Annotated in this window: 24 protein-coding genes; 15 read left to right on the forward strand and 9 right to left on the reverse strand. The window is 32.6% G+C overall.

Annotated features, from left to right (window positions below; translation table 11 throughout):
* The first annotated feature begins 1 nt into the window (after position 1).
* From mobA to EM932_RS15470, 8 genes are all read left to right on the forward strand, one after another.
* Complete coding sequence (gene mobA, locus EM932_RS15435; RefSeq protein WP_135878100.1) at positions 2 to 586, forward strand: molybdenum cofactor guanylyltransferase; 585 nt, start codon at positions 2 to 4, stop codon at positions 584 to 586.
* Entirely contained in the window at positions 570 to 803 is a 234-nt protein-coding gene (locus EM932_RS15440; RefSeq protein ID WP_135878101.1) for a MoaD/ThiS family protein, read from the forward strand. Before mobA ends, EM932_RS15440 begins: the two co-directional genes overlap by 17 nt.
* Positions 804 to 1059: 256 nt before the next feature.
* A complete protein-coding gene (gene moeB / locus EM932_RS15445) occupies positions 1060 to 2199 on the forward strand; it encodes a HesA/MoeB/ThiF family protein (RefSeq protein ID WP_135878102.1) in 1140 nt (379 codons plus the stop codon).
* Entirely contained in the window at positions 2192 to 2635 is a 444-nt protein-coding gene (locus EM932_RS15450; RefSeq protein WP_211344297.1) for a molybdenum cofactor biosynthesis protein MoaE, read from the forward strand. Before moeB ends, EM932_RS15450 begins: the two co-directional genes overlap by 8 nt.
* A 34-nt stretch (positions 2636 to 2669) precedes the next feature.
* A complete protein-coding gene (locus EM932_RS15455) occupies positions 2670 to 3023 on the forward strand; it encodes a four helix bundle protein (RefSeq protein WP_135878103.1) in 354 nt (117 codons plus the stop codon).
* A 25-nt stretch (positions 3024 to 3048) separates the two neighbouring features.
* Entirely contained in the window at positions 3049 to 3960 is a 912-nt protein-coding gene (gene moaCB / locus EM932_RS15460) for a bifunctional molybdenum cofactor biosynthesis protein MoaC/MoaB (RefSeq protein WP_135878104.1), read from the forward strand.
* 347 nt (positions 3961 to 4307) lie between these two features.
* Entirely contained in the window at positions 4308 to 5321 is a 1014-nt protein-coding gene (gene moaA / locus EM932_RS15465; protein WP_135878105.1) for a GTP 3',8-cyclase MoaA, read from the forward strand.
* Between the two features lie 343 nt (positions 5322 to 5664).
* Positions 5665 to 6273 carry an SHOCT domain-containing protein gene (locus EM932_RS15470; RefSeq protein ID WP_135878106.1) on the forward strand — a complete coding sequence of 203 codons (609 nt, stop codon included), beginning with the start codon at positions 5665 to 5667 and terminating at the stop codon, positions 6271 to 6273.
* Between the two features lie 137 nt (positions 6274 to 6410).
* Here EM932_RS15470 and EM932_RS15475 read toward each other — a convergent pair whose 3' ends face one another.
* A complete protein-coding gene (locus tag EM932_RS15475; protein ID WP_135878107.1) occupies positions 6411 to 6926 on the reverse strand; it encodes a hypothetical protein in 516 nt (171 codons plus the stop codon).
* A 216-nt stretch (positions 6927 to 7142) separates the two neighbouring features.
* Between EM932_RS15475 and EM932_RS15480 the strand changes: the two genes are divergently transcribed.
* From EM932_RS15480 to EM932_RS15490, 4 genes are all read left to right on the forward strand, one after another.
* A complete protein-coding gene (locus EM932_RS15480) occupies positions 7143 to 8012 on the forward strand; it encodes a helix-turn-helix domain-containing protein (protein ID WP_135878108.1) in 870 nt (289 codons plus the stop codon).
* 108 nt (positions 8013 to 8120) lie between these two features.
* The gene (locus EM932_RS15485; RefSeq protein WP_135878109.1) at positions 8121 to 8858 is read left to right on the forward strand and encodes a methyltransferase family protein; all 738 of its coding nucleotides are present in this window, start codon (positions 8121 to 8123) and stop codon (positions 8856 to 8858) included.
* Positions 8859 to 8862: 4 nt separating this feature from the next.
* Entirely contained in the window at positions 8863 to 9000 is a 138-nt protein-coding gene (locus EM932_RS20940) for a hypothetical protein (protein ID WP_170179817.1), read from the forward strand.
* Positions 9001 to 9021: 21 nt separating this feature from the next.
* A complete protein-coding gene (locus EM932_RS15490) occupies positions 9022 to 9564 on the forward strand; it encodes a hypothetical protein (RefSeq protein WP_135878110.1) in 543 nt (180 codons plus the stop codon).
* 174 nt (positions 9565 to 9738) lie between these two features.
* Here the strand turns inward: EM932_RS15490 and EM932_RS15495 are convergent, their stop codons facing one another.
* A complete protein-coding gene (locus tag EM932_RS15495; protein ID WP_135878111.1) occupies positions 9739 to 10932 on the reverse strand; it encodes a response regulator in 1194 nt (397 codons plus the stop codon).
* Positions 10933 to 11109: 177 nt separating this feature from the next.
* Here EM932_RS15495 and EM932_RS15500 point away from each other — a divergent pair, with 177 nt between their 5' ends.
* The 3 genes from EM932_RS15500 to EM932_RS15510 are packed head-to-tail and all read left to right on the forward strand — an operon-like array spanning position 11110 to position 16945.
* Positions 11110 to 14202: a hypothetical protein gene (locus EM932_RS15500; RefSeq protein ID WP_246041099.1), complete on the forward strand. Its 3093-nt coding sequence runs from the start codon at positions 11110 to 11112 to the stop codon at positions 14200 to 14202.
* The gene (locus EM932_RS15505) at positions 14202 to 15431 is read left to right on the forward strand and encodes a hypothetical protein (RefSeq protein ID WP_211344298.1); all 1230 of its coding nucleotides are present in this window, start codon (positions 14202 to 14204) and stop codon (positions 15429 to 15431) included. The genes EM932_RS15500 and EM932_RS15505 overlap by 1 nt, the downstream gene beginning before the upstream one ends.
* Positions 15428 to 16945: a glycoside hydrolase family 2 TIM barrel-domain containing protein gene (locus tag EM932_RS15510; RefSeq protein ID WP_135878112.1), complete on the forward strand. Its 1518-nt coding sequence runs from the start codon at positions 15428 to 15430 to the stop codon at positions 16943 to 16945. Before EM932_RS15505 ends, EM932_RS15510 begins: the two co-directional genes overlap by 4 nt.
* Positions 16946 to 17046: 101 nt before the next feature.
* Here the strand turns inward: EM932_RS15510 and EM932_RS15515 are convergent, their stop codons facing one another.
* The 7 genes from EM932_RS15515 to EM932_RS15535 form a co-directional block, all read right to left on the reverse strand.
* Positions 17047 to 18126 carry a hypothetical protein gene (locus EM932_RS15515; protein ID WP_145988300.1) on the reverse strand — a complete coding sequence of 360 codons (1080 nt, stop codon included), beginning with the start codon at positions 18124 to 18126 and terminating at the stop codon, positions 17047 to 17049.
* Between the two features lie 750 nt (positions 18127 to 18876).
* Complete coding sequence (locus tag EM932_RS20945; RefSeq protein WP_170179818.1) at positions 18877 to 19032, reverse strand: hypothetical protein; 156 nt, start codon at positions 19030 to 19032, stop codon at positions 18877 to 18879.
* A gap of 179 nt (positions 19033 to 19211) precedes the next feature.
* Positions 19212 to 20441, reverse strand: coding sequence for a glycosyltransferase (locus EM932_RS15520; protein ID WP_135878114.1), 1230 nt, complete (start codon positions 20439 to 20441; stop codon positions 19212 to 19214).
* A gap of 384 nt (positions 20442 to 20825) precedes the next feature.
* Positions 20826 to 21389 (reverse strand): helix-turn-helix domain-containing protein, encoded by a 564-nt coding sequence (locus EM932_RS15525; protein WP_135878115.1) that lies wholly within the window; start codon positions 21387 to 21389, stop codon positions 20826 to 20828.
* Positions 21390 to 21718: 329 nt separating this feature from the next.
* Positions 21719 to 21862: a hypothetical protein gene (locus tag EM932_RS20950; RefSeq protein WP_170179819.1), complete on the reverse strand. Its 144-nt coding sequence runs from the start codon at positions 21860 to 21862 to the stop codon at positions 21719 to 21721.
* Between the two features lie 62 nt (positions 21863 to 21924).
* A complete protein-coding gene (locus EM932_RS15530; RefSeq protein WP_135878116.1) occupies positions 21925 to 22458 on the reverse strand; it encodes a DUF5946 family protein in 534 nt (177 codons plus the stop codon).
* Between the two features lie 124 nt (positions 22459 to 22582).
* Positions 22583 to 23449 (reverse strand): carboxypeptidase-like regulatory domain-containing protein, encoded by an 867-nt coding sequence (locus tag EM932_RS15535; protein ID WP_135878117.1) that lies wholly within the window; start codon positions 23447 to 23449, stop codon positions 22583 to 22585.
* Positions 23450 to 23796 lie beyond the last annotated feature (347 nt).

A 23796-nucleotide genomic window follows, 5' to 3' on the forward strand; every position in this document is an offset into this window, starting at 1 on the left:
AATGATAGACAAAAAAAACATAACAGGTATCATTTTAGCAGGAGGCAAAAGCTCCCGAATGGGAACAGATAAAGGATTTTTAATATTAAATGAAAAACCTTTTATACAACATAGCATGGATGCCTTAAAGCCTTTAGTCTCTGAAATTATAATTGTTTCCGATAATCCGGATTATGATATTTTAGGTTACAAAAGAGTAACAGACACCATAAAAGATGCAGGTCCCGTTGCAGGTATCTGCTCTGGTCTTGAAGCATCTAAAACTGATTACAATCTAGTTTTAAGCTGTGATATTCCACTAATTAAAACTGGAATACTGGACAAATTAATAGTAAATACTGATGCTGACTCAGACATTATTCAGATAGAAAGTAATGGTAAAACGATGCCATTGATAGCACTTTATAAAAAGCAGTGTAGTAGCATTTTTAGTAATCTATTGAAAAAAGACGAAAGACGTTTACGTATAGCGGTTAATCAATGCCGTGTTAAAAATATTTCATTGAGTTATCATGATTATAAGACTACAATGAACGTGAATACAAAAGAAGAATTAAAACAATTAGAAGATGCTCATAAGGATTAAATATTTTGGTCAAATAGCAGAGGTAACTCAAAAGGAAGAAGAATCTTTAGAGTTTTCGGGCGTCTTGATTTCTGAACTTTTAGAGCATATATATTCAAAATATAATACTCTAAAAAATAAAGATTTTCAAATTGCTCAAAATCAGGAATTGGTGTCTTTAGAAACGGAATTATCAGGAAAAGAAATAGCTTTATTACCGCCATTTTCGGGAGGCTAGTTATTTCGACCTAGAGGTCGACATCGCATAATTCACTGTTATGGGATGTCTCAATCGTGCCTCATTCGACATGACAAAAAAAAAATTAGAAACGCAATGTCAGTTCGAGTGCCACGCCTTTAAGCGTGGTGTATCGAGAACATTTAGAATAAAAGCAAAATAATAACAAACGGTAGGATAAGATTCCTGCTGGAGTTTATATTGAGTACTTCGACTGCGCTCAGCATAAACTAAAAACGAAATACAGGAATAAGGAATGACAAATAGATACAACAGACATATTATATTATCAGAAATCGGTCAAGAAGGTCAAGACAAAATTTCTAAGGCTAAAGTATTAGTCATTGGTGCTGGTGGTTTGGGTTGTCCTATTTTACAATATCTTACCGCAGCAGGTATAGGAACACTCGGTATTGTAGATTTTGATGTGGTAGAAATATCAAATTTACAACGACAAATCTTATTTGGCACATCGTCATTAGGTGAAAATAAAGCAGAAGCCGCGAAAGAACATTTAAAAGATTTAAATGATAGCATTTCTATAACCTCCTATCCCAAAAAGCTTACTCATAAAAATGCGATCGAACTATTTAATCAATACGACATTATCGTTGATGGGTCCGATAATTTTGCAACCCGTTATCTAGTCAATGATGCCTCTGTTATAACCAACAAACCATTGGTTTTCGGGTCTATTTATAAGTTTGAAGGTCAGGTTTCTGTCTTTAATTATAGCAACGGACCAAGCTATCGCTGTCTATTCCCTACTCCTCCAGAAAAAGGAGCTGTTCCTAATTGTTCCGAAATAGGTGTTTTAGGCGTATTACCAGGTATTATTGGAACGATGCAAGCTAATGAAGTTTTAAAGATCATTTTAGGACTTGGTAAGCCGCTATCAGGAAAGCTACTTTGCTACAATGCATTAAACAATCAAAGCATCACTTTAAAAATAAACAGATCTGCATCCGAAATTGAGACTGTTTTAAATAGCAAAGATAGCTTCCATACACAAGATATTGAAGAGGTTTGCGAAATAGAAATCGATACTATTTCAATAACAGAAGTTATCACTCAATCAAACATTCAAATTATTGATGTTCGTGAAACTCATGAAACTCCAAAAGTTGAAAGTTTAGATGTTACATACATGCCTTTGAGCACATTGGAATCTCAATTAGAGAAAATCAACCCAGAAAAGAAAAAAGTCATTTTTTGTCAATCAGGAATTAGAAGTAAAAAAGCCGTTTCAATATTAAAAGAGTTTAACGTAAACAATTGTTATAGCATCATTGAAGGTGCTCCAGATATATTTAAATTAACAAAGAAAGAACCATCATCAGACCTGTCAGGTTTTAAAAACCTGACAGGTCTACAAAACATAAAAAATAATGACTGATAAAAAAATAAAAAACGTATTTAGGCAAGGAGCAATTTCTTCAGAATTCATAGGGGATTCCATTGCAAAACATCAAACAAAAACTAGCATCGGCGCTCATAATATTTTTTTAGGTCAGGTACGCGCCGACGTCATAGATAACAAAACCGTTTCAGCAATAGAATATACGGCTTATGAAGACATGGCTAATGCTAAATTCCATGAGATAAGAGAAGCTGCCTTCGAAAAATTCGAATTGACCTGTATGCACATTTATCACAGTTTAGGAACTGTTAAAGCTGGGGAAATATGTTTGTTCGTTTTTGTATCATCACCAAGACGTAAAGTCGTTTTTGAAGCTTTAGAATTTATTGTAGAAACCATAAAAGCAGATGTTCCTGTTTTTGGGAAGGAAATATTTGAGGATGAATCACATCAATGGAAAGTGAATAATTGATTATTGAACATTTAAAATTTATTATTGATCACTCATGAAAGAACAATTAAAAAGAAGAACTAAAATTTTTGCTCACAATTGTGTTAAAATAACGGAATTGCTACCAAATACGTATTTAGCAAATCACATAAAAATGCAACTTATAAGATGCTCTACCTCTGTTGCTGCAAATTATAGAGCTACTTGTGTAGCACAATCCAAACCTAGTTTTATTGCAAAGATCAGTATTGTTATTGAGGAAATTGATGAATCCAATTTTTGGCTAGAATTTGCTCTAGATGAAAATCTTATTCGAAAAGATAAGATAGAATCTTTACTAAAAGAATCCAGCGAATTAACAGCAATCTTTATGGCTTCAAGAAAAACAGCAAGTATCAATAATAAATAGTCAATAAAAAATAATAAATCCAAAGATGGTAGATATTACACATAAAAGCACCACATTAAGAACCGCTACAGCTCAAGCTATCGTAAAGGTGAGCAAACTCGAAACCATTGCAGCTATTCAAAATGATACGGTTCCAAAAGGCAACGTTTTTGCCATGAGCAAAGCCGCTGGACTATTAGGTGTAAAAAGAACCCCTGATATTCTTCCAGACTGTCACCCCTTACCTATTGAGTTTACTGGTGTAGAGTATGAAATAAACAAATTAGAAATCACCGTTTTATTTACAGTAAAAACTATTTATAAAACAGGCGTTGAAGTTGAAGCTATGCATGGTGCCAGCGTAGTCGCTTTAAACATGTATGACATGTTAAAACCTATAGATAAAGGTATTGAGATTCATGAAATAAAACTACTCAATAAAAAAGGTGGGAAATCCGATTTTAGAGATCGTTTTAGAAAAGACCTGAAAGCTGCTGTTATTGTATGTTCCGATACTATTTCAGCAGGACAGAAAGAAGATAAAGCAGGAAAAGCGATCATAAAGAAATTAGAAGAAAGTGATGTTAAAATTGAAGATTACATTATTATTCCAGACGAAAAAGAGATCATTCAGGAGAAAGCAAAAAACTATCAAAAAGAAGGTGTCGATTTAATTATCTATACAGGAGGTACAGGGCTTTCTGTCAGAGATATTACTCCAGAAGCACTTTTACCGCTTTTAGACAGAAGAATTCCTGGCATTGAAGAGGCTATTCGCAACTACGGACAAGATAGAACACCATTTTCGATGTTATCCAGAAGTGTTGCAGGCACTATGAATAATACCTTGGTATTGGCACTGCCAGGCTCAACCAACGGTGCGAAAGAATCCATGGATGCTATATTTCCATCGGTGCTACATATTTTTAGAATATTAAAAGGTGCAAGACACGATTAATCCCCACCCGAAATTGCAGAATAGCAATTTCAGAGGGTGTCTAAAAAACAAGTTTAATGTCATATTGAGATTAGAGACAAAAAAATTTATCAAGCGTATAAAATGACGTCATGGGGTGTCATTCAGAAGGAGGTACGACTGAAGAATCTTTAGAAATTTATTAAAAGATCCTTCGCTGAGCTCTGAATGACAAACAGCTCTAAATTAAATGTTTAACAAATCATATTAATGGTAACTTATCGAAATATATTTAAAATGAGTGATAATCAATATCGGTTTCGACAATCTCAACCTAACAAATCAAATCATAAAGACTTTTTAGACGTCTTCATAATTTAGGATATAAAATGAATAGAGATCAGAATAAAAATATATTGCAAGATTCACATGGTAGAGATCATGCATATTTACGTATTTCATTAATTGAACGTTGCAATTTACGCTGTACATACTGTATGCCAGAAGAAGGTGTAAAATTATCTCCTAAGAGTCATCTTATGACTTACGAAGAAATCTATGACATAGCTAAAACTTTTGTAGACCATGGGGTTACTAAAATCAGATTAACTGGAGGAGAGCCTTTAATAAGAAAAGACATTCCTGTTATTTTAGAGAAATTAGCAACGCTTCCTGCTGAGTTATCCATCACGTCTAATGCCGTTATTATTGATAAATTTACCGGTGTTTTAAAAGCCAATGGGGTTAACAAAATTAATGTGAGTTTAGATTCCTTAGATGAGGGTAAATTTAAGCACATTACCAGAAGGCATGAGTTTCAAAAAGTTTATAACAACATTTTGCTATTGGTCAAAGAAGGTTTTACAGTTAAGGTAAACGTCGTTTTAATGAAAGGGTTTAATGATGATGAAATTATAGACTTTATAAATTTCACGAAAGACTTACCAATTTCTGTGCGTTTTATCGAATTCATGCCTTTTGATGGGAATAAATGGGATATGAGTAAAATGGTTTCCTACGCCCAAGTGATGAACTATGTGAATGCTTCTTTTTCCGAAGAAAACATTATACGCCTTCAAGATGCCCCAAACGACACATCTAAAAACTATAAAATAAAAGGTTATAAAGGATCTTTTGCTATCATTAGCTCCGTTACAAATCCATTTTGTGATTCTTGCAACAGACTTAGATTAACAGCTAACGGACAATTAAAAAACTGCTTATTCTCGGCTACCGAATCTGATTTATTAACCACGTTAAGATCTGGAAATCCTATTGAACCAATCATTCAAAAAGCAGTACAAGCAAAGCTTAAAGTTCGTGGCGGTATGGATACTTTGAAAAAACTACAAGAACCCAAATTACATAGCAATAATAGAAGTATGACTGCTATTGGTGGGTAAGGTTTATTACATAAAATCACAATAAATTTATTGGTAATGGCTATTTATTTCTGTGTGTTTCAAAAAAGATAATAACAACTCAACACTTTAGTCAATTGTATATATGGAGAAGACTTCGCTAAATATCATAATATTTAATTTAGATTTCGTCTCTGATAATAGAAATAATACATCTGTAAAAAGAAAATTTTTCGACAAACTGTAAGAAACCTAAGTTATAAGAAAAGCTGTTATTCGTACATTTGAGCCGTTCAAGACTAAAAACACTCTATTATAGAATACTGTAAGTGTATGTTTTTAAGGTTTTTAACATTTGATTCTCTAAGGATTTAAATGTATTTTCATGAAAAAATTACTGTTATTAATATTTTTAACTACAACAATTTGCATAGGACAGTCTAAGGAAGAAAGGCAGGCAATTTTAGATGCAAAAAAGAACGGTACATACAATAAAAAAAAGGATAATAAAATTGTCAATGAAACATACGCTGCTTCAAATGGAGTTGTCTATCATGTAGGAGACACAATAACATTAGGAAGAGGTTCATCTCCGAACGGAGATTTCAATTATTTACAAATGGGAGGTTTTTACAATACTCTTTCTGTTTTAAATGGTGAATATGATGACATTGCAAGTAGTATAGGCAGAAATTATTCTGGGTTAAATGTTGAAATAAAAAAAATTAAAGAAATAAACTTTAAAGGAGCTTCAAAAGTTATATTCGTTGTTGGAGGTGGAAATATTACTAATTATAATTTGATGATTGAGGATGCAATTAGTACTTGTGAAATTAAGAATTGCTCTGATACGTATAATAAACCTCAAATTGTTTATCAAAAACAAGAAGATAAGTATGACAAATTAAAAAAAGTAAAAGAATTGCTAGATACAGGAGTTTTAACACAAGAAGAATTTGAAAACGAAAAAAAAAAATTATTAGAGTCTGAATAATCTAGACTAAAACAATTAACTGCCATCTATATACATTATGGGGCAAGAGGCTATTTTAAGGATTAATAATTTTAATCTAGTATTAATTTACTCTCCTTCTTATAGTATTTTGAAAAACGATTTAGAATAAACTTAAACTAAATCCCTAAAGAATATGTAAGTCCTAAAATAACAGTATCATATCGTTTTCCAAAACTCTTTAGATTAAACTCTACAAACACCTGTATCGGATTTATATCATATAATCCTCTAAATTTAAGTGCTGCCGCATGATTAAAATTACCTGTAGAGAAAAATAATGAAGATGTGTCTTCAGCTCTACTTAATATTTTATAGTCATTTCCAATATATCCAACGCCCCCAGTAATACTTAATGCGTTCCAATGCATCAAACGTATATTATAAGTAATGCCAAACTCATTATAAACTTCTGTATTTTCGAATTCTTTTACAAAAAATCGGTTATACTCAGCGATATAAGTGCTTTTTTTTGTTGAAGGTTGATACTGAAGTCTCATATCAAAACCTACTTCTTCCTGCAATCCAACACTAATTGCTGCACCCACACCAAAATCAACACTTCCATTCTCATAATCTTGTGAAAAAGAACAAAAACAAACAAACCATATAAGCGTTAAAAAAATGGTTTTCATCTATTGCATAATATTATTAAAAATTTCAATTTGAGGAGATCTATATATTGATTCTATTATATAGAAACTATCTTGACTTTTTATTTTAGACTAAATAGGCAAAAAAATTTAGCATAAAACTTAAAAAAGATTTCAAATGTAAAGCAATAATTCATCGAAAACAACTGTCAAAAAGCCTAGCAAGTTCACTAATCAAATTATTTATTAAATTTGTGTATGACCCTCGATGTTTTCAAATACTTTAAAAACGACCCAAAAAACAACAAATTAATTGGTGACGACTATTTATTTGTAGAATACAAATGTCCCATTGAAGTAGAAAAGTTCAAATTATGGACCGATACACCTTTTATAACATATGTGATAAGCGGGAAAAAGGATTGGACTTCTGTAAACAAAACATATCCATTACATTCCGGAGAGTCTCTTTTTATTAGAAAAGGTATTTACAATACAAAGCAGTATTTCGAGGAAGACTATTGTACTATTCTCTTTTTTATTACTGAAGATTTTATAAGACGCTTCATAACGAATAATGCATCGGTTATAAAATCTGCAAGTCCAAAAGAACATTACGATCAAATATTCCCCATACATGTTACCAACTCGCTAAACTCACTATTTCTATCTGTTTTTAACTATTTTGATATGGGCGGTGAAATTCCAAGAGAATTAGTTGAAATAAAATTTAACGAGTTACTTTTTAACATCGCACTCAATCCTGCCAATCAAGATTTGATTAGTTTTTTTAATACATTAAGGCAAGTTGAAAAAACCAGCATTCAGGATATTATGATGAAAAATTTCCATTATGATTTGCAATTGGAAGAATATGCACGTCTTTGCGGAAGAAGTCTATCTACCTTCAAAAGAGATTTTAAAGTACACTTTAACGAAACGCCAGGTAAATGGCTAACTAACATGCGCTTAGACTATGCAAAAACCTTGTTGCAAAATTCAGAGTTGAATATCAATGAAGTTTGCTACGAAAGTGGTTTTAAAAACACATCTCACTTCAATAGTAGTTTTAAACAAAAGTTTAGCTACCCTCCAAATCAATACCGAAATCTTCATTTAGCGACTTAGTCCACATTTTTTTGATTTGAACTTTTTAGAAAGAAAGTTGGACTTTTAAGAACATTCTAAGCTTTCGTTTCAGAATACTTTTGGCATATCATTTAAAATCAATATGTCATGAAAAAAGTATTAATGTTCTTGTATTCAATTGTCGCCTATCTTATCGGGTTTGCATCCTTATTATTATGGATTATATCAGTAAGTGATTTAGTTCCAGAAATATCTATTGATCAAACCGCTACCCTACCTTTTCACTTAGCCTTACTTAAAAACTTTGGTTTAGTAGCGCTCTTTGGCGTGCAGCACAGCGTAATGGCCAGACAATCGTTTAAAACAGCGTTTGCCAAGTACTTTCCAAAACCTGTAGAACGTAGCACGTTTGTACTGATTTCAGGATTGTTACTCATGCTTTTAGTTTTAGAATGGGCGCCTATGGGCGGTTCTGTATGGAAATTACAATCTGGTAGTATTCTGTATTATTTGGTTTATGCTCTGTTCTTTTCGGGTTGGGCAATTCTGTTTATCAGTACGTTTTTGATCAATCATTTCGATTTATTTGGTTTGCGCCAAACCTATTTAGAGCTCAGAAACAAGCCTTATACAACCCTTAATTTTAAGGTGGTTTCGTTTTACAAATATGTGCGCCATCCTTTATATTTTGGTGGTATCCTCGGACTATGGGCAACGCCAAATATGACAGTAACACACTTGGTTTTTGCAATGGGTTTAACCGCCTATTTCGTAATAGGCACCTTGTTTGAAGAACGCGACCTTAAAAAGGAATTCGGAAAAACCTATAAAGCGTATCAATCTAAAACACGTATGTTGATTCCGTTTCCAAAAAGAATAAAGTAATATCATGAAAACAGACACCAAATTAAGAAAGAACCAACTCTTTTTACCTATGGGATTTGGTTGGTATACAAGCACAAAACCTTCAGTAAAAAAACCAATTAAACGACCAACCAAAAACACAAATGAAATCTACTACACATAAAAAATTAAAAAACAGTATATCATGAAACATGTATTTCTAACGCTAGTGGTACTATTTATATATGCAACTAGCAATGCACAACAAAATGACCTTGCTTTTTTAAGTAAGAGTGACGTTGAAACGACGCATTCGATTAAAAGAAGAACAGCACATAACGGCAATCCCTATTTTAGAACTGTTGCCATTTATGGTACTTCAAAAATTGTTACTGATTTGCAACAAGAGGTTTTAAATTTCAACCTAAAAAACAATGCTGTTTTCGATAAATCGGAAAAAGCGACTTACCGCATAGTATTCAATAAAAACCAAGGTAAAGCGGTTGTGATTTATAATACCGATGGCACTATTATAGCATCAAAAGAAACCTATAAAAACATAAAATTGCCTTATGAATTGCCGGTTAAAATATCAAAAACATACCCAGAATGGGCTTTTGAGAAAAACACATATACGCTCAATTATCGCAATAATAAAAACCTGAAAGCACTTTATACCATTCAAATTAAAAAAGGAAACGCTAAAAAACTACTCAAGTTTAATGATAGGTTTCAACGCATTGATTAAAACTAAAAGAGACTGTCTAAAAAGTGTCATTCAGAGCGCAGCGAAGAATCTTATTTCACTCATAATCAGAGTCATCTATTTTAAAGAGATTCTTCGCTATACTCTGAATGACAAAAAATATTACTTTTTAGACAGTCTCTTTCATCACAAAAAACAAAATCAAAATAAACTTTCCTAGTTCTTATGAACCAATGAAAGTCCAACTTGATTACTTTTAACTATTTTATTTTTAGGTCTGTATACCCAAGCTATTTGCCCTAACTGACCAACAATTTTAATAGAATCCTTCATTGAAAGTTTTGATCCATCAGCGTGAATCCAACGTTTTAAAGGCTTTTCGCAGATATAACTTTTAGCTTTTTCAATACCGAAATGCATAGACATTCTTTTAAATATTTCAACATCAAAAATCCATTGGGTAACAAATTTTTTGTCAAATGCTAGTTGTATTACATCTTTACGGAAGATTTTAGCACCACATTGTGTATCCTTAAAGTTCATGCCTAGAATTTTTCGGATGATGAAATTAATCGTCATACTTATAATTTTTCTAGCAGATTCCTTAGTGATGTTAGCGCCCATTCTGCTTATTCTAGAGCCACTAACTATTTTAAAATCTGAGTTTTCAATAGTAGATACTAATTCATCAAAATCTTTTAAGTCTGTAGATAAATCTGCATCTAGGAAACCTATAAAATCTAAATCTGCTTTTTCGACCATATGCAACATCCCCAGTCTTACAGCTTCTGCCTTACCGCCATTTTTTTCGCAATTGTAAACAGTAATGTAGTCTTCTCGTCCTTTTCTCAAATTGTTTAGTACTTCTAAGGTATTATCCTTACTCCCATCATTTACAAAGCACAAATGATATCCTGTATTCTTATCAATAAAATTGGTGAATTCAGTACTTAACAAACGATCTTCTTCATTGTAACATGGTATCACCACGCCTACACAGCGTTGTTGAATCACCACATGGCTATTGTTTGTATTACTAAATGTAACCATTGGCTGCCCTATTAAGCGCTTGATTCGTGCACATATTTCGTTTAAACTTAAAGGTTTTTTCATATAATCGTTAATACCCAAATCAAAGCCAGCAGTAATAACTTTATCTTCTGTATTTCCAGAAAGGACCATTACTGGCGTATCTTTTCGTTTAGAGTTTCTTATATACTTTACAATTTCCAATCCTGAAATTGTAGGCATATTAATATCAACAATGACCAAATCAGGGTTAAAACTATGATACTGAGATATGCCTTTATTAGCATCGGTTTCAATTCTAACGTCATATCCTAATTCGTTTAATCTTTTTTGTAACGGTAGCAACACGAGTTGCTGATCATCAATGGCTAAAATTTTCATAAATAGATGTTTTTGTGATTATTTACACTCCAAAAGTATTATGATTGATGTAAGAAAAAGTCTATTTTAGCCTAATAAGACATTTTGTGTAGACGAATGGTAATTAAGTGTAGACGATCAATAAAGCTACCCGAAAACACTTTATATATCTTTATACTATCAAAAAAATTATAAGCATTGCCATCTAAAATATCTAACAAATACTTAATTGCAGCTTTACTTATAGGTATAGCATTTCATGGTACAGCCATCTTTTTTACTTTAGAGCGTACCTATGACGCATTAATTCATTTGTTTTTTGCAGAGCATTATTCGACTAGTTGGTTTGAACCTTGGAACTATAAATGGTATACAGGTTTTACGGTTATGAGTTATCCACCGCTAGTGCATCAAGCCATCGCTGCTTTATCATTTATAGGTGGTTTAAAATTTGGATTATTCACTGTTGCTCTTATTAGCATTGTTTTATTTATAACGGGTGTTTATAGGTTTTCACTATTAATTACTTCCAGTAGAACAGCAGCAGGATATGCCGCTATTTTAGCTGTATTATCATCGTCTTTTGTAGAAACCCTGCATGTGTTTGGTCAATTACCAAGTATTATAGGGATCTCCGTATTAATGCATGCTTTGCCAGAAATTTACTTATGGTTAAAGACAGGTAAATACCGTTACTTACTTACAAGTTTGTCTCTAATAGCAGTAACAGTAACCTCACATCATGTCACACCTATTTTCGGAATGATCTTCTTTATTTTCCCATTAATAGGTATGGTGATTATGGATGCGTCAAGAGAGCAGGTAAACACCATGAAAGACGTCGCCTTTAAGGTGTTTTTAAGAAGCTTTTTTAAACTTTTTAAACGCATTGTTAGTTTTGGATTGCTCTCACTGGTTATTATTGTGGGGTGCATCCTTCCCTACTGGATTAATTCTAAGAATAACCCCATTACACAAGTTCCAATCCCTCATGGTTCCAGAGATAATTTCCTTGAAATCACCTCTTCCGGATTGGTCTTCTTTTTAATCCCTTGGGGCATTTTACTCATTCTATTACCGTATATATTTTATAGATATTATAGCAAGCGTTATTTGTTTTTCGGACTCTCTATAACGCTTTTAACTGTTTTAGGTACGGGAGGCACAACACCTATTCCTAAAATAGCTTTGGGTGATACTGCTTTTAATATATTGACTTTAGATCGATTCACGCTTTGGGCATCTATTATGTCTTTGCCACTTTTTGGTGAATTTGCCTATCGTTTTGTTGAAGGGGATCTAAAAACACGCATTCAAAATACGTTTGGGGCTATATATCATAGAATTATAGGGGGCATTCTTGCTGGTTTATTTTTATTTATGACCATCTTCACGATGAGTCTGGGGTATTTTAGACCATCGCAACCACAGAAAATAAAGATGCTTCCTATTGTTAATTTCCTTAATCAGGATCAACATGATCATTGGCGTTATATGACCTTAGGTTTTGGGGATCAAATGGCATGGTTATCGGCACAAACCAATGCTATGTCTGTGGATGGCAATTATCATTCTGCAAGACGATTACCCGAACTTACTACACGCCCTATTGAACGCTTAGAAAATTCAAAATTTAAAGGGGTTGAAGGTATTGGTTCTTTGCAACAGTTTTTAACAACACCCGAAAAATATCATTTAAAGTATATTTTTTCTAATGATAAATTTTACGATCCTATTTTATACTTCTGTGGCTGGCAGCGCTTAAGACAATTAGAAAATGGTATTATGGTTTGGGAAAAACTTAATGTCCCTCCAATACCTTCCATATTACCAAAAGACGATGTTGCTCTATGGCAAAAAATCCTTTGGGGTATTATGCCTTTTTTAACGGTACTTATTGCTTTTATACTGAATATTCAAATGTTATGGATACGCGCTTTAAAAACTAAAGAAAAACTAATTCCAGCATATTTAAGTTTTAAAAACAATTACACAAGCTTTTCAAAAGGCGTTTTAAAAGTCACTCATATTTGGTCTATTATTCTTGCCATATGCGTTAGTTATGGTATTTACCTGTTCTATATCAAGAATGATTCACATCGGTCTCCCGAAAATGTGATCATGGCCTATTATGATGCCTTAGATTTTAAGGCTTTTGAAAAAGCACATAGTCTGATCAATCCCGAAAGCCATTTACCAATAGCACAATACATGCTTGAAATATCGGTAACAGACGGTATATTAAGTTCCTATGCAAAATTAGATGCTCTTAAAACTATTGTAACCAGTAAAACGGATAGTTTGGCTAGTGTAAAAGTGATCACTGATTGGATTACACCCTTAGAGAGAATTAATAAAGTTGATTATAAATCGCTTGTAAAAAGGGATGGCAAATGGTTTATTCAACCCGATGACATCAATTTGGACTTGCCTCCAGATCAGTTATATTCAGATAACTCGACGCGTTATTTCAATCAAGGCAGACGACGAGTCACCACCGAGCAAACCCACCATGAGGATGTTTTAAAACAGCCCGTTTTAGAAATCCTTTCGGCTAAATTGGTAAAACAGGACAATCACTATACCATCATTGGAGAGGTACAGAATGTTGATAATGTGCCTGCAGATGTGGTCCTTAAAGGAACACTTTATAATGATGCTAATAAAGAATTAGCAACCTATAACGCCAAACATCAGGTAAAACATAAATTAATGCCTAAAGAAGTGAGTTCGTTTAGAATTAATTTTGAAGGCATTGCATGGTCTAAAACTCAAGATTCTATTCCAAAAACCTTTAATCCAGATGAATTTACACCAGTGGCGTTTGAGGAGCAACCCACAAAATTCAATTTGCAAGTTGCTGGGAATGTTTCAGGATCCGATTTATATAAGGCTACGACACTAAGTGCATTAAACATCACTTCGGAATTTATCAGTGGAAGTCTGTTTAATTCGGGATTAGAAGAAGTCACCATTCCACAGTTAATTATTTCGTTTTACAATGCTGATAAAACCATGATTTGGGTAGACCATTTATTTCTTAAAGAAGGCATCAGACAACAAAGACAGCAACCTTTTGAATACAAATTACTTCAAAATAATACCATAAAACTCATTAATAGCGATATGAAAAACTGTTTTGTAAACGGCTTACCAAATGAAGTTATTTCAAATAAAGTGGTACCTAATAGGATTGAAAATCAGACACAATCTGTTTTACAACCCATATTGCACCCTGATTATAGTTATGTAAAAATTGAAGTTAACACCTATATAGGAAACCCGAATTAATGATGCATAAACGCGCGTACATACTAGCTACAGTTTTGATGTTTATAGGGTCTTTTTCGCTTGTAGGGCAATCTGAAATAAAGGATACTTTCAAACTTTTAACCCATGACACTGAATTTGAAGCTGGTCAAAACATCCTATTAAAATTTTCTGGTAACAGCGAAACGAATCCTTTATTATATTGTACCAATAGTTATGGTTCCGTTGTCATTCAAGGCACTAATAAGAACAAAATATTAACGTTTGAAATGCCTAAAAGTATAGCAAACAAAACGGGGTTAGTGAATTGGAAACTATTGACTAACGCTACTAACCTATCTGGTAAATTTTATATCACTCCTAAACAAGAGGTCATTACCATGGAAACCTATCTGGGACCACCAAGTATTGAAGCTGGTGGAACCGATTATGCGATGCTGGTAGTCATTCCAACAGATCCCCTTGATAATCCATTACAAGACAGCACACAGGTTAATGTAAAACATCAGTTTTTAACTTCAGAATACAATAACGTTGTGTATACTAATTATTTAATAGCCTACAAAAACCTGTATTCTGAGACTAAATCTGGTCGCATGCTTATTAATTCGGAAGCTTTAGGCACCAATTCTAAAGAGTATACCCTTAATGTGTTGCCAGCCATCCCTACTAATTTTAAGATCTCGTATCAACAACATCATAATTATGCCGACGGCAATCAAATTACAACATTTACAACCTCCGTAATTCGGGACAAATACGATAACATCGTTAGCGATGGTACCTATGTCGATGTCTTTATTACAAATAAAGACAACAACATTCTTAAAACATCTGGTACGACCATTAATGGGATCGCTACGGCTAAAATGATTCACCCAGATCATGAAGATACCTGGGCTGTTAAAGCGTTTATAGAGGGTATGGCAGAAAGCGATCCCTTATCTCTTAATTTTAAACAAGTGATTACTGATTTTGAGGTGGTTTTCTCAGATAATTCCAGAACCATCACTGTTGGTCCTTTGCAAAGTTTTATGAAACAAATGATACCAGATGGCTTGCAAGTCAAACTGCATGTTTACCAAAACAACACAAAAATTAAAACACTAATAAAAAGTTCTTTTGAAGGGTATGTAATCTTCAAATTAAACGAAGATATTATACCTGTACCAAACGATATAAATGACACCTTTAAAATCATCATAGAGACCGCCCGTATTGAAAAATCATTTGAAAACATCAAGCTATAATGAACATTAACAGAAACATATTGCGTAGTATTCTGGTACTTTCTTATGTACTCGTTATTGGTTTTATTATGTATGGTTTTAGTGCCTTATATAGCTATCTGAATACTGGTGCAGATAGAAGTAGTATGTTACATACAGATATTAAAAAAATCGATCAATACCTACCAAAAATCACCTGGGAAGCGCTTAAAAATGAAGGCAGACCTATGGACGAACAAACCTTGGGGCGTATTGAAACTAATTATTTAGATGCCTGGTATATAAAACATTTGGGCTACCAAACCAACACCAAAAAGGGTCTTGACGATTATTACACGGAAAATGCACGTAAAAACATCTATGCCATTATCGATGAAAACCTTGATGCTGGTATGACGATTCAAAGCACAACATTGCAACACGATCTTAATTTAGAGTTTTTTAGTGAAGATGGTCAATTAGTTGTTATTACTGATAAAAATGTGGTTGAATACAAACGTATTTACAAAAATGAGACCTTACTTTTAGAAACCACCGATGTATCCACCTATAAGGTTATTTTGCTCTTAGAAGATGGTTTTTGGCGTATTCGGCATATGGTAAAAGAATCGAGTGCTGATTTTAAATCTGATAACAAGACAGTTTCAAATAAAAATATAGACATTAGGGGCATTAATTATTATCCGCAAGCCTCACCCTGGGATATGTTTGGTGAGCAATTTGATGCGAACATTATTTCTAAAGACTTTAAACGTATTAAAGACGCAGGCTTAAATAGCATTCGTATTTTTGTGCCTTATGAGGCTTTTGGTAAAGCGAATGTCGATACAGAGAAGCTTAAAAAATTAGTACAGGTCATGGATGTCGCTGAAGCGGAACACATAAAAGTCATGGTCACGCTTTTTGATTTTTATGGGGATTATTCTGTTTTAGACTGGACTTTAAACCATCGCCATGCAGAAACCATCATCTCGACATTAAAACACCACAACGCTCTGCTTGCCTGGGATATTAAAAATGAACCCAATTTAGATTTTGAATCTCGCAACAAAACAAATGTGATGGCGTGGTTAGACCATATGATTAACTTGGTAAAGTCTTTAGATTCGGAACACCCCGTAACGATTGGTTGGTCTAATGCAGAAAGTGCGACACTTTTAATAGACAAGGTTGATTTTATATCTTTTCACTATTATGAAGCGTTAGACGATTTAGAGACTACATACAAGACCTTAAAAACGGACATAACAGACAAACCCATTGCTATTACAGAATTTGGCATGTCGTCTTACAGTGGTTTATGGAATCCGTTTGGAAATTCGGAAACAGACCAAGCCGAATATCATAAAGACTCCCAAACCATCTTTTCTGAAAACAACATCCCTTTTATGTCCTGGACTTTATATGACTTTACAGATATACCAAAAGAAGTTGTTGGTAGACTACCTTGGCGTAAAAACGCTCAAAAGCGGTTTGGTTTTATAGATGAACATGGGGTTGAAAAAGAAGCTTATGAGTATATTAATAGTCCTTGATATTAACTGTAAACTGAAAAATATTATTGAAATAAATGGGTTGACGGACTTGGGTTAAGTATCAAACCCATATTTATCAACATTGTTGGCAACTGCTATTTTTAGTAAACATTTACACTTCTATAGCTATAAAACCCACTAGTATTGTTCAAGATAGATTCATTTTTAGTATCAACATTTATTTTATACATAGTAGTTCTTCCTGTATCTACTAATATTTCGTTGGTTTCACTTAAAAAAATAATTTCTGAATCAGAAAATGAGTTCGGATTATCAAACTCTTTCAAGACACCTATTTCTTCTCCATTATCTATATCTACTTCGACAATCCCATAAAAAGTAATTTCTCCTAAATTAGGATTATAAGTATTCTTAATAGCAAATAAGCGTCCATTTCTCCCAATTGTAATAGATTCGTAATGATTTATATTAACAATAACTTTTACACCTGAATTAGCATCAATTTTTATTAATTTGTCAATTGCATTTGGTAGAAACGAAGTCCTTCTCGGAATTAATAATTCATTTGTATCATAAGAATAAAAAACACTTGATACACCCGTTTTGTCATTACTTGGAGCATCCTCTATAGCTTCAAATATTTCTATTGTGGAAATTGTTGAAGCATTTTCTGGGTTAATCTCAAAGAGCTCAGTTGATTGAAGTGAAGTATTAACAACTGTTCGTTTGAAACCAAATAATTTTCCATTTCCAGCAATTATTGTACTAAAGTTTTCAGAACTAATGATATTTTCTTCTTTGGTATCAATATTGACTTTTATTATTTGAGGCCCTATTCCGTTTTCATAAACATTTCTTCTAATCAATAATTGTTTGGCACTATTAAAATACGTGAAATCAAAATCTACACTAGCCTGCATTGGTTCAAAGTCTAAAAATGTAGAAATTGAAAGTCCGCTTATAGGGTCTACCTCAACAATTTTTAAATCACTACCAACTCCTTCAATGGCAAATAACTTAGTTGTTGCCTGACTTAGAGCCTTTTCATTTCCATGGTCATCGCTACAACTAAATTGTAATAGAGTTAATGTCATAAAGATTACAATTTTAAAATGGGATTTTAATCTTTTTAACTCTGTTTGATTCATAGTATTTATTTGGGTTTCTATAATCATAGTTGTAGGCAGCTTACGAATATACACACTGTTGTATATACTCATATTATACCCCCAAATATACAATAATACTTATAGATTTAGATCGTTTTTAATAGAGCAAAAACTACTTTTGGTAACAAGGTTTTGTGATTTTAGTTATTTTAATAGAACTATCTTTCGAAAGAAGCTGATGTACGGAGTTGTAAACTTTACGAAGCTAGGAAGAAAGTTTATGATGAGAATTATGTTTCAAAATTAGCTTAAAAAGGCTTGTTATTTAATGCTGTACTTTGTTACTACATGTTTTTATTTCAATTCAGTCATTAAATAGTTATCGTTTAGTTTTTCAAACCTTTTTAATTTTATATCATTCTCGTTCTGATTTACGATTAAAAAGGGGATGTATAAGTCCATAAAAAGGAATTTAAAACCTTTAAAATCAACTTGTTCCCTGCTACCGCTAGTATTTACTAGTGGCGGTAATTCTTGTCTCGTCCAATAAAAAATAATTTAGAAAAGCTCTTACATCTCTGTAAAAGCCTTCTCTTTTTCCTTCTTAAACTTAAAACAAAAGGATACGGCACTAGTAAATACTAGCGGTAGCGCATACTATGTAACAGCGAGGAATTTTAAAAAGACAAACTTTTGAATAACATGCGGATTTAAGGATTTACTAGTGGCGGTAAGCCTTGCCTCGTCCAATAAAAAATAATTTAGAAAAGCTCTTGCATCTCTGTAAAAGCTTTCTCTTTTTCCTTCTTACACTTAAAACTTACTCAGTACGCCACTAGTAAACACTAGCGGTAGCACATACTATGGAGCAGCGGTAACCTTATTTTTCCAAATTTCATCAGTTGCTTCTAATGTAGAGTGATTAATAAATTCAAATTCATTTGGTTTCGGAATTTCATTTAGAAATATTTCAACTTCTTCTTTATCAACATTTCTATGGCTTGTAAATATTTTCATTGTTTGGTCAGATTGTAGCTAATGAACAGATATATACACTGGTGTATATACTCATATTACATACACCCAAATATACAATAATACTTACAAATCTACATCACTTTAATAAAGTCAAAACTACTTTTAATAACAAGGGTTTGTAATTTTAGTTCTTTTAATAGAACTGTCTTTAGAAATGATTACGATTCCAAATAGTTTAAACCCGTTTGCTCCTCTTGTAATGTCCCTCTTTTCTTTTTCAAAATTATAGATTGAAATGTATTTAAGTACATACTCGTTATTCTGGACATAGGATATGCCGTAGCAGCCTTATAATTTGCGCGTTCTAATTCTACTCTATAAGCATTATTCTCAAGGATTTTTTGTATCGCCAATGCTAAACTGTTCACACTTGTTGGCTCGAAAAACTCCCCTCTATACCCTTCATCTTTTATTAAAAGTGCTAAATCTCCTAAATCTGGCATCACGACCGCTTTACCATAGCTTCCCGCTTGATGTAAAACACCAGAGCTTCCTGTTGTAGATGTATAAGGAAATACCACAAGCGCACTCTCTTTAAATAGTCTGGGTACATCCTGCTCTTCAACATAGCCAGTAAAAGTTAATCCTTCAACATGACTATAAGCCTTTTTCACAGACTCTAAATACCCTGATGTATTTGGGTTGTCGGTTCCTGCTATAACAATTTCTAAATTTAAATTTGAATATGTTCTAATACTTTCTACAGCTTCAATTAAATTTTCTACCTTTTTATACGTTCCGAATTTCCCGAAAGTCATTACTTTAAAAGGTTGCAACGGTATGCTAAAACTTGGTTCTTCAAGGATTTCAAATGTACCGTGAGGGATCAATTTTACATTTTTGACTTTGTATTTTTCTTCCAAAATATCCACATACTTTTGCATGGTTACAGCAACTACATCAGCCTGAAGTACTAATCTGGTTAAAGTCGATCCTATAAATCCGTATATCTTTTGCATGATTTTATTCGATGTAAAACCAGCACTTCCTAAATCTACTTCTTCTAGTATATTGTGTAATAAAACGATCGTAGGGATCTTTTTTAATTTACAAACCAATGGCAACATTAAACCTAAAGCTGCTGCTACTTTTTTATCTCCAAATTTCATAAACTGTAAATTGAATAACACCGCATCTGGTTGGGTTTGATTAATAGCCTGAGTTACTTTTATAATATTTGTGTAACTATTAAATGACCAACATTCTTTAACGGTCACTTTACAACCTGATTCTACAAATTGTAAATCCTTTTTACCTTCTGTTTTATCGGTTAATAAAACGATTTCAGTAATGTTTTCTCTTTGTCTAAAGTGTTTTACTAAATGATACGCATATTCATTTAATGTGACTTTACTTGGTGGATACGCTGTTACGATTGCTAGTTTCATAGGTTTATGTTTTAATATTTCTAATAATTTGTTCTTTTGTTATAGTGTAAATTTGAGGTTTTAAAATCCTAAAATGGGGTGGTTGTAGACAGGTTAACATTTACTGTAGACGAATGGTAATTTGCTTTAGATTAGCATATTTTGTCATTTATAACAAAGTGAGAAATCGCACCATCAGAATAGTAAAGTCATTGTTGTGTGATGTCTCACTGCGTTCGACATGACAAACAGCTGTATTTCATTGAATTATATAAGATGTTTTTAATAAAGTTTACGTCGAACTCAGGTTAATTTAGCAAATACAAACCGAATAGAAAATCCTAGCGGATTTTCGTAAGTATACTAGAACTAGCAATTAGTTTTAGGATTCGGTGTTGCCACCAGTTATTTTATCAGTTTTATTATATTCGGATAAAGTTTTTCCGTCTTTCCATTATTCGTTTTAATAGCAAATAATATCGGTAATATTATGTTCAAAACGTAAAGTCCGATAAAGACATAAAATAGAATTTCATAAGTTCCATAATGCATTATTTTAAACAAAGCAAAAGCGGTTATTGAAATAAAAGTAAATATTGACCAAACTATTTGAAAATTCAAAAGATTTGCTCCGACTTCTTTCAATCCAATAATTTTATTTTTTTTGTTCATCCATAAAATCAGAGGAAGAATTATATTTCCGACTGGAATAGCTAAAAATGCTATTACCGAAAGATGAAAAATTATTAAATAACTTTTGTCCGGTTGTTTTGCGTAATCTAAAATATTTTCTGTGTTTATGTCAAGAACTTCACAAATTAAATTCAGGGTTTTTCCACGAGGTTCACTATCATTATTTTCAACCCGTTGAATTGTTCTTAAATTCACTTTTGCAGATTCAGCCAACTCTTCTTGAGATAGTCCTTTTTTCTTTCTTTCTTCTCTTATTTTTTTTCCGATTTCGTTCATAATTAATTTTAGTTTAATGTTCTGACAAAACTAATTATGAAACTATCAATTTGATAACGGTTTATTTGCGACATTTTTACGACATTCTTTTCAATCTGTTGGTTCATCTCGGTTTTAATGGTTTTAATTGGTGGCTATGTGGCCTATACCCAGTAAAGGACGGAGTACAGACCTTTCGGATTGCATTTAGCCAAAGCGTTGTATTTTGTTTTTAATTTATTCATTCTTAAAAGCCAAATCAACGATTTGACGGACTTACTATGAAAACCAATTCTTCAATTTAGAAATGATCCACCCCTTATTGAGTATAGCATCTTTGCGTTAGTATTTTATTGTTTTATTTCAGCCACTCCATAAAAGTGCTTTCCCATTTGTCCAACTGCTAATTCGTATGTTTCTATGTCTGTGGGTATGAAACAGTAACCGTCTGCATCAATTGAGAAAAACAAAAGAGCGTAACCGTTTCTTCTCATGTCACCGTCAACTAGTTTAGCCTTGTTAGCTATGCTTTACACCGTGTTAGCAACTGGCTTTTTTATTTCCTATCCAAAAATCCTTTTGCAATATTATCCACCACATTATAATGAGCATTCCATTTACCATAAACTTCCGATGCCCATTTCTTTATCAAATCTTTACATTCCGTCTCATTCGTTGAATTTTCTATAATGTCAGTTGTAGTAATTTTCCCTCTTCTTAGAATTTCTGGAGGAATTAAATACTCATCTTGTTTTCCGACCTTATATTTATTCAAATAATCACTTAGTTTTGGTGATAATTTATAACTCCATTTAATATCATATTTGAAAATCAAATGTAATCTTGAAAGGTGAAAATGATTATTCCATCTACCGTGAATTTCAGGGTGTTGTAATGTGTGTGCGTCTACAATCAGGAATCTATAAATGTGATTTTCAATATTGGAAAAGTCAATATCTTGAAATCCAAGATTGAAAATCTCTAAGCATTCGTGAATTCCCCTTTGTGTATTTGCACCACAAAATTGACACTTTCCATTATCTAAAAGTGTAACTCCATTCTTTTCTGCTAGATCAATATAGTCCTGCATTGTCTTTTTCACTTGTAGCTAACGGAATTGTATATGAAACGTAGCGTGCAAAACGACACTAACTTTTCGGATTAACACAAAGCCGAATTTTTAATTTTTATGTTTACTTTTTCTTCTCTAAATTTTAGTCCGTAAGCTCAATGTTTATAGCGATATTTTTATTGCTACCCGCAAATCTCTTCAATTCATTTGGCGCAATCCATTTTCCACTGAAACCAAGCCAAGTATTCTTTTCGCTATCTTCTTTTTCCATTCCAATCGCTGGCTGTAAAATATCAGATGCGATTTTATTACTAAATTTATTCTCTTTAAGATTGAGACGGTCAACTACCACAAAAAACCCGCCTTTTGGGATCATTAGTTTTTCCTCCGTTAAATCGACAGTAATTTCGTTTTGCCCTTTGTCGGTTTCCAAAATGTAATATTCACTCAAAATTTGGTTTGATGGTTTTCCGTCTTTATCTGCTTTAATAATATACATTTTGAATTTAACTTTATCTTTTAGCGAACTACTTATAACAACAGACAATTTTTTAAAGAATGGGTTTTGCTTGTATTCTTTTTTGTACTCGTAAAATCGTGCTAAAGAATAATGCCCGTTAAAATAAAACTCCTTAATTTTTCGATACTTTTTGTAAGATTTTATTGTTTTGATTTGTTCATTCCTCATTGGGATAATTATTACTTCATCCAATTCGACTAAAGTTGGAATTAATTTTACCACATTTTCTTTTTTGGCAGTAAACTCTAATTCTTCGTAACCTAAATAAGAGATGAGTAAAGTATCACCGACTTTAGCATTCTCAAAATCGAAATTTCCGTTTGTATTTGTCGTTGTTCCATTCAAAGTATTTTTAATCCAAACGTTTACAAAATCAATTGGAAGGCCAGTTTTATTATCAGTTACATTTCCAGAGATTTGACTAAAACTTTGAACCGTAACCAACATTAATAATATGTAACTAATTTTTTTCAAAATGTGTGCTAACATAGATATATAATTACCCAGCTACCACCAGTTTGTAACTGGTGGTATATTATTTAACACCACTAGCTACAACCTTAAATCCGTAAGTCTATAATAAAAAATAACCGCAAATGCTTATAAATAAAAGGTTTGCGGTTTTTAGTATTTTCACCTAAATTGGTGTTGCTATAAAACACTGGTATGAAAATATTAAAATCTTCGCACATAACCCCTTTTGGGGGTTTAAATTTTGTTTTACAAGAATTTGAAAACAAAAAGATCGGTAAACTTTTAGAAGAACATTTGCCCAAATTACCAACTCAATGTAAATATTCATGGAAAGATATAGTATACGCTTTTTGGTCTGTTTA

The sequence above is a fragment of the Flavivirga rizhaonensis genome, from assembly GCF_004791695.1.
In the GTDB taxonomy this organism is placed as follows: Bacteria; Bacteroidota; Bacteroidia; order Flavobacteriales; family Flavobacteriaceae; genus Flavivirga; species Flavivirga rizhaonensis.

Coding starts and splice junctions, on each gene's coding strand:
- mobA (WP_135878100.1), top strand. CDS start 2: ATGATAGACAAAAAAAACATAACAGGTATCATTTTAGCAGGAGGCAAA.
- EM932_RS15440 (WP_135878101.1), top strand. CDS start 570: ATGCTCATAAGGATTAAATATTTTGGTCAAATAGCAGAGGTAACTCAA.
- moeB (WP_135878102.1), top strand. CDS start 1,060: ATGACAAATAGATACAACAGACATATTATATTATCAGAAATCGGTCAA.
- EM932_RS15450 (WP_211344297.1), top strand. CDS start 2,192: ATGACTGATAAAAAAATAAAAAACGTATTTAGGCAAGGAGCAATTTCT.
- EM932_RS15455 (WP_135878103.1), top strand. CDS start 2,670: ATGAAAGAACAATTAAAAAGAAGAACTAAAATTTTTGCTCACAATTGT.
- moaCB (WP_135878104.1), top strand. CDS start 3,049: ATGGTAGATATTACACATAAAAGCACCACATTAAGAACCGCTACAGCT.
- moaA (WP_135878105.1), top strand. CDS start 4,308: ATGAATAGAGATCAGAATAAAAATATATTGCAAGATTCACATGGTAGA.
- EM932_RS15470 (WP_135878106.1), top strand. CDS start 5,665: ATGAAAAAATTACTGTTATTAATATTTTTAACTACAACAATTTGCATA.
- EM932_RS15475 (WP_135878107.1), bottom strand. CDS start 6,926: ATGAAAACCATTTTTTTAACGCTTATATGGTTTGTTTGTTTTTGTTCT.
- EM932_RS15480 (WP_135878108.1), top strand. CDS start 7,143: ATGACCCTCGATGTTTTCAAATACTTTAAAAACGACCCAAAAAACAAC.
- EM932_RS15485 (WP_135878109.1), top strand. CDS start 8,121: ATGAAAAAAGTATTAATGTTCTTGTATTCAATTGTCGCCTATCTTATC.
- EM932_RS20940 (WP_170179817.1), top strand. CDS start 8,863: ATGAAAACAGACACCAAATTAAGAAAGAACCAACTCTTTTTACCTATG.
- EM932_RS15490 (WP_135878110.1), top strand. CDS start 9,022: ATGAAACATGTATTTCTAACGCTAGTGGTACTATTTATATATGCAACT.
- EM932_RS15495 (WP_135878111.1), bottom strand. CDS start 10,932: ATGAAAATTTTAGCCATTGATGATCAGCAACTCGTGTTGCTACCGTTA.
- EM932_RS15505 (WP_211344298.1), top strand. CDS start 14,202: ATGATGCATAAACGCGCGTACATACTAGCTACAGTTTTGATGTTTATA.
- EM932_RS15515 (WP_145988300.1), bottom strand. CDS start 18,126: ATGAGTATATACAACAGTGTGTATATTCGTAAGCTGCCTACAACTATG.
- EM932_RS20945 (WP_170179818.1), bottom strand. CDS start 19,032: ATGAAAATATTTACAAGCCATAGAAATGTTGATAAAGAAGAAGTTGAA.
- EM932_RS15520 (WP_135878114.1), bottom strand. CDS start 20,441: ATGAAACTAGCAATCGTAACAGCGTATCCACCAAGTAAAGTCACATTA.
- EM932_RS15525 (WP_135878115.1), bottom strand. CDS start 21,389: ATGAACGAAATCGGAAAAAAAATAAGAGAAGAAAGAAAGAAAAAAGGA.
- EM932_RS20950 (WP_170179819.1), bottom strand. CDS start 21,862: ATGAGAAGAAACGGTTACGCTCTTTTGTTTTTCTCAATTGATGCAGAC.
- EM932_RS15530 (WP_135878116.1), bottom strand. CDS start 22,458: ATGCAGGACTATATTGATCTAGCAGAAAAGAATGGAGTTACACTTTTA.
- EM932_RS15535 (WP_135878117.1), bottom strand. CDS start 23,449: ATGTTAGCACACATTTTGAAAAAAATTAGTTACATATTATTAATGTTG.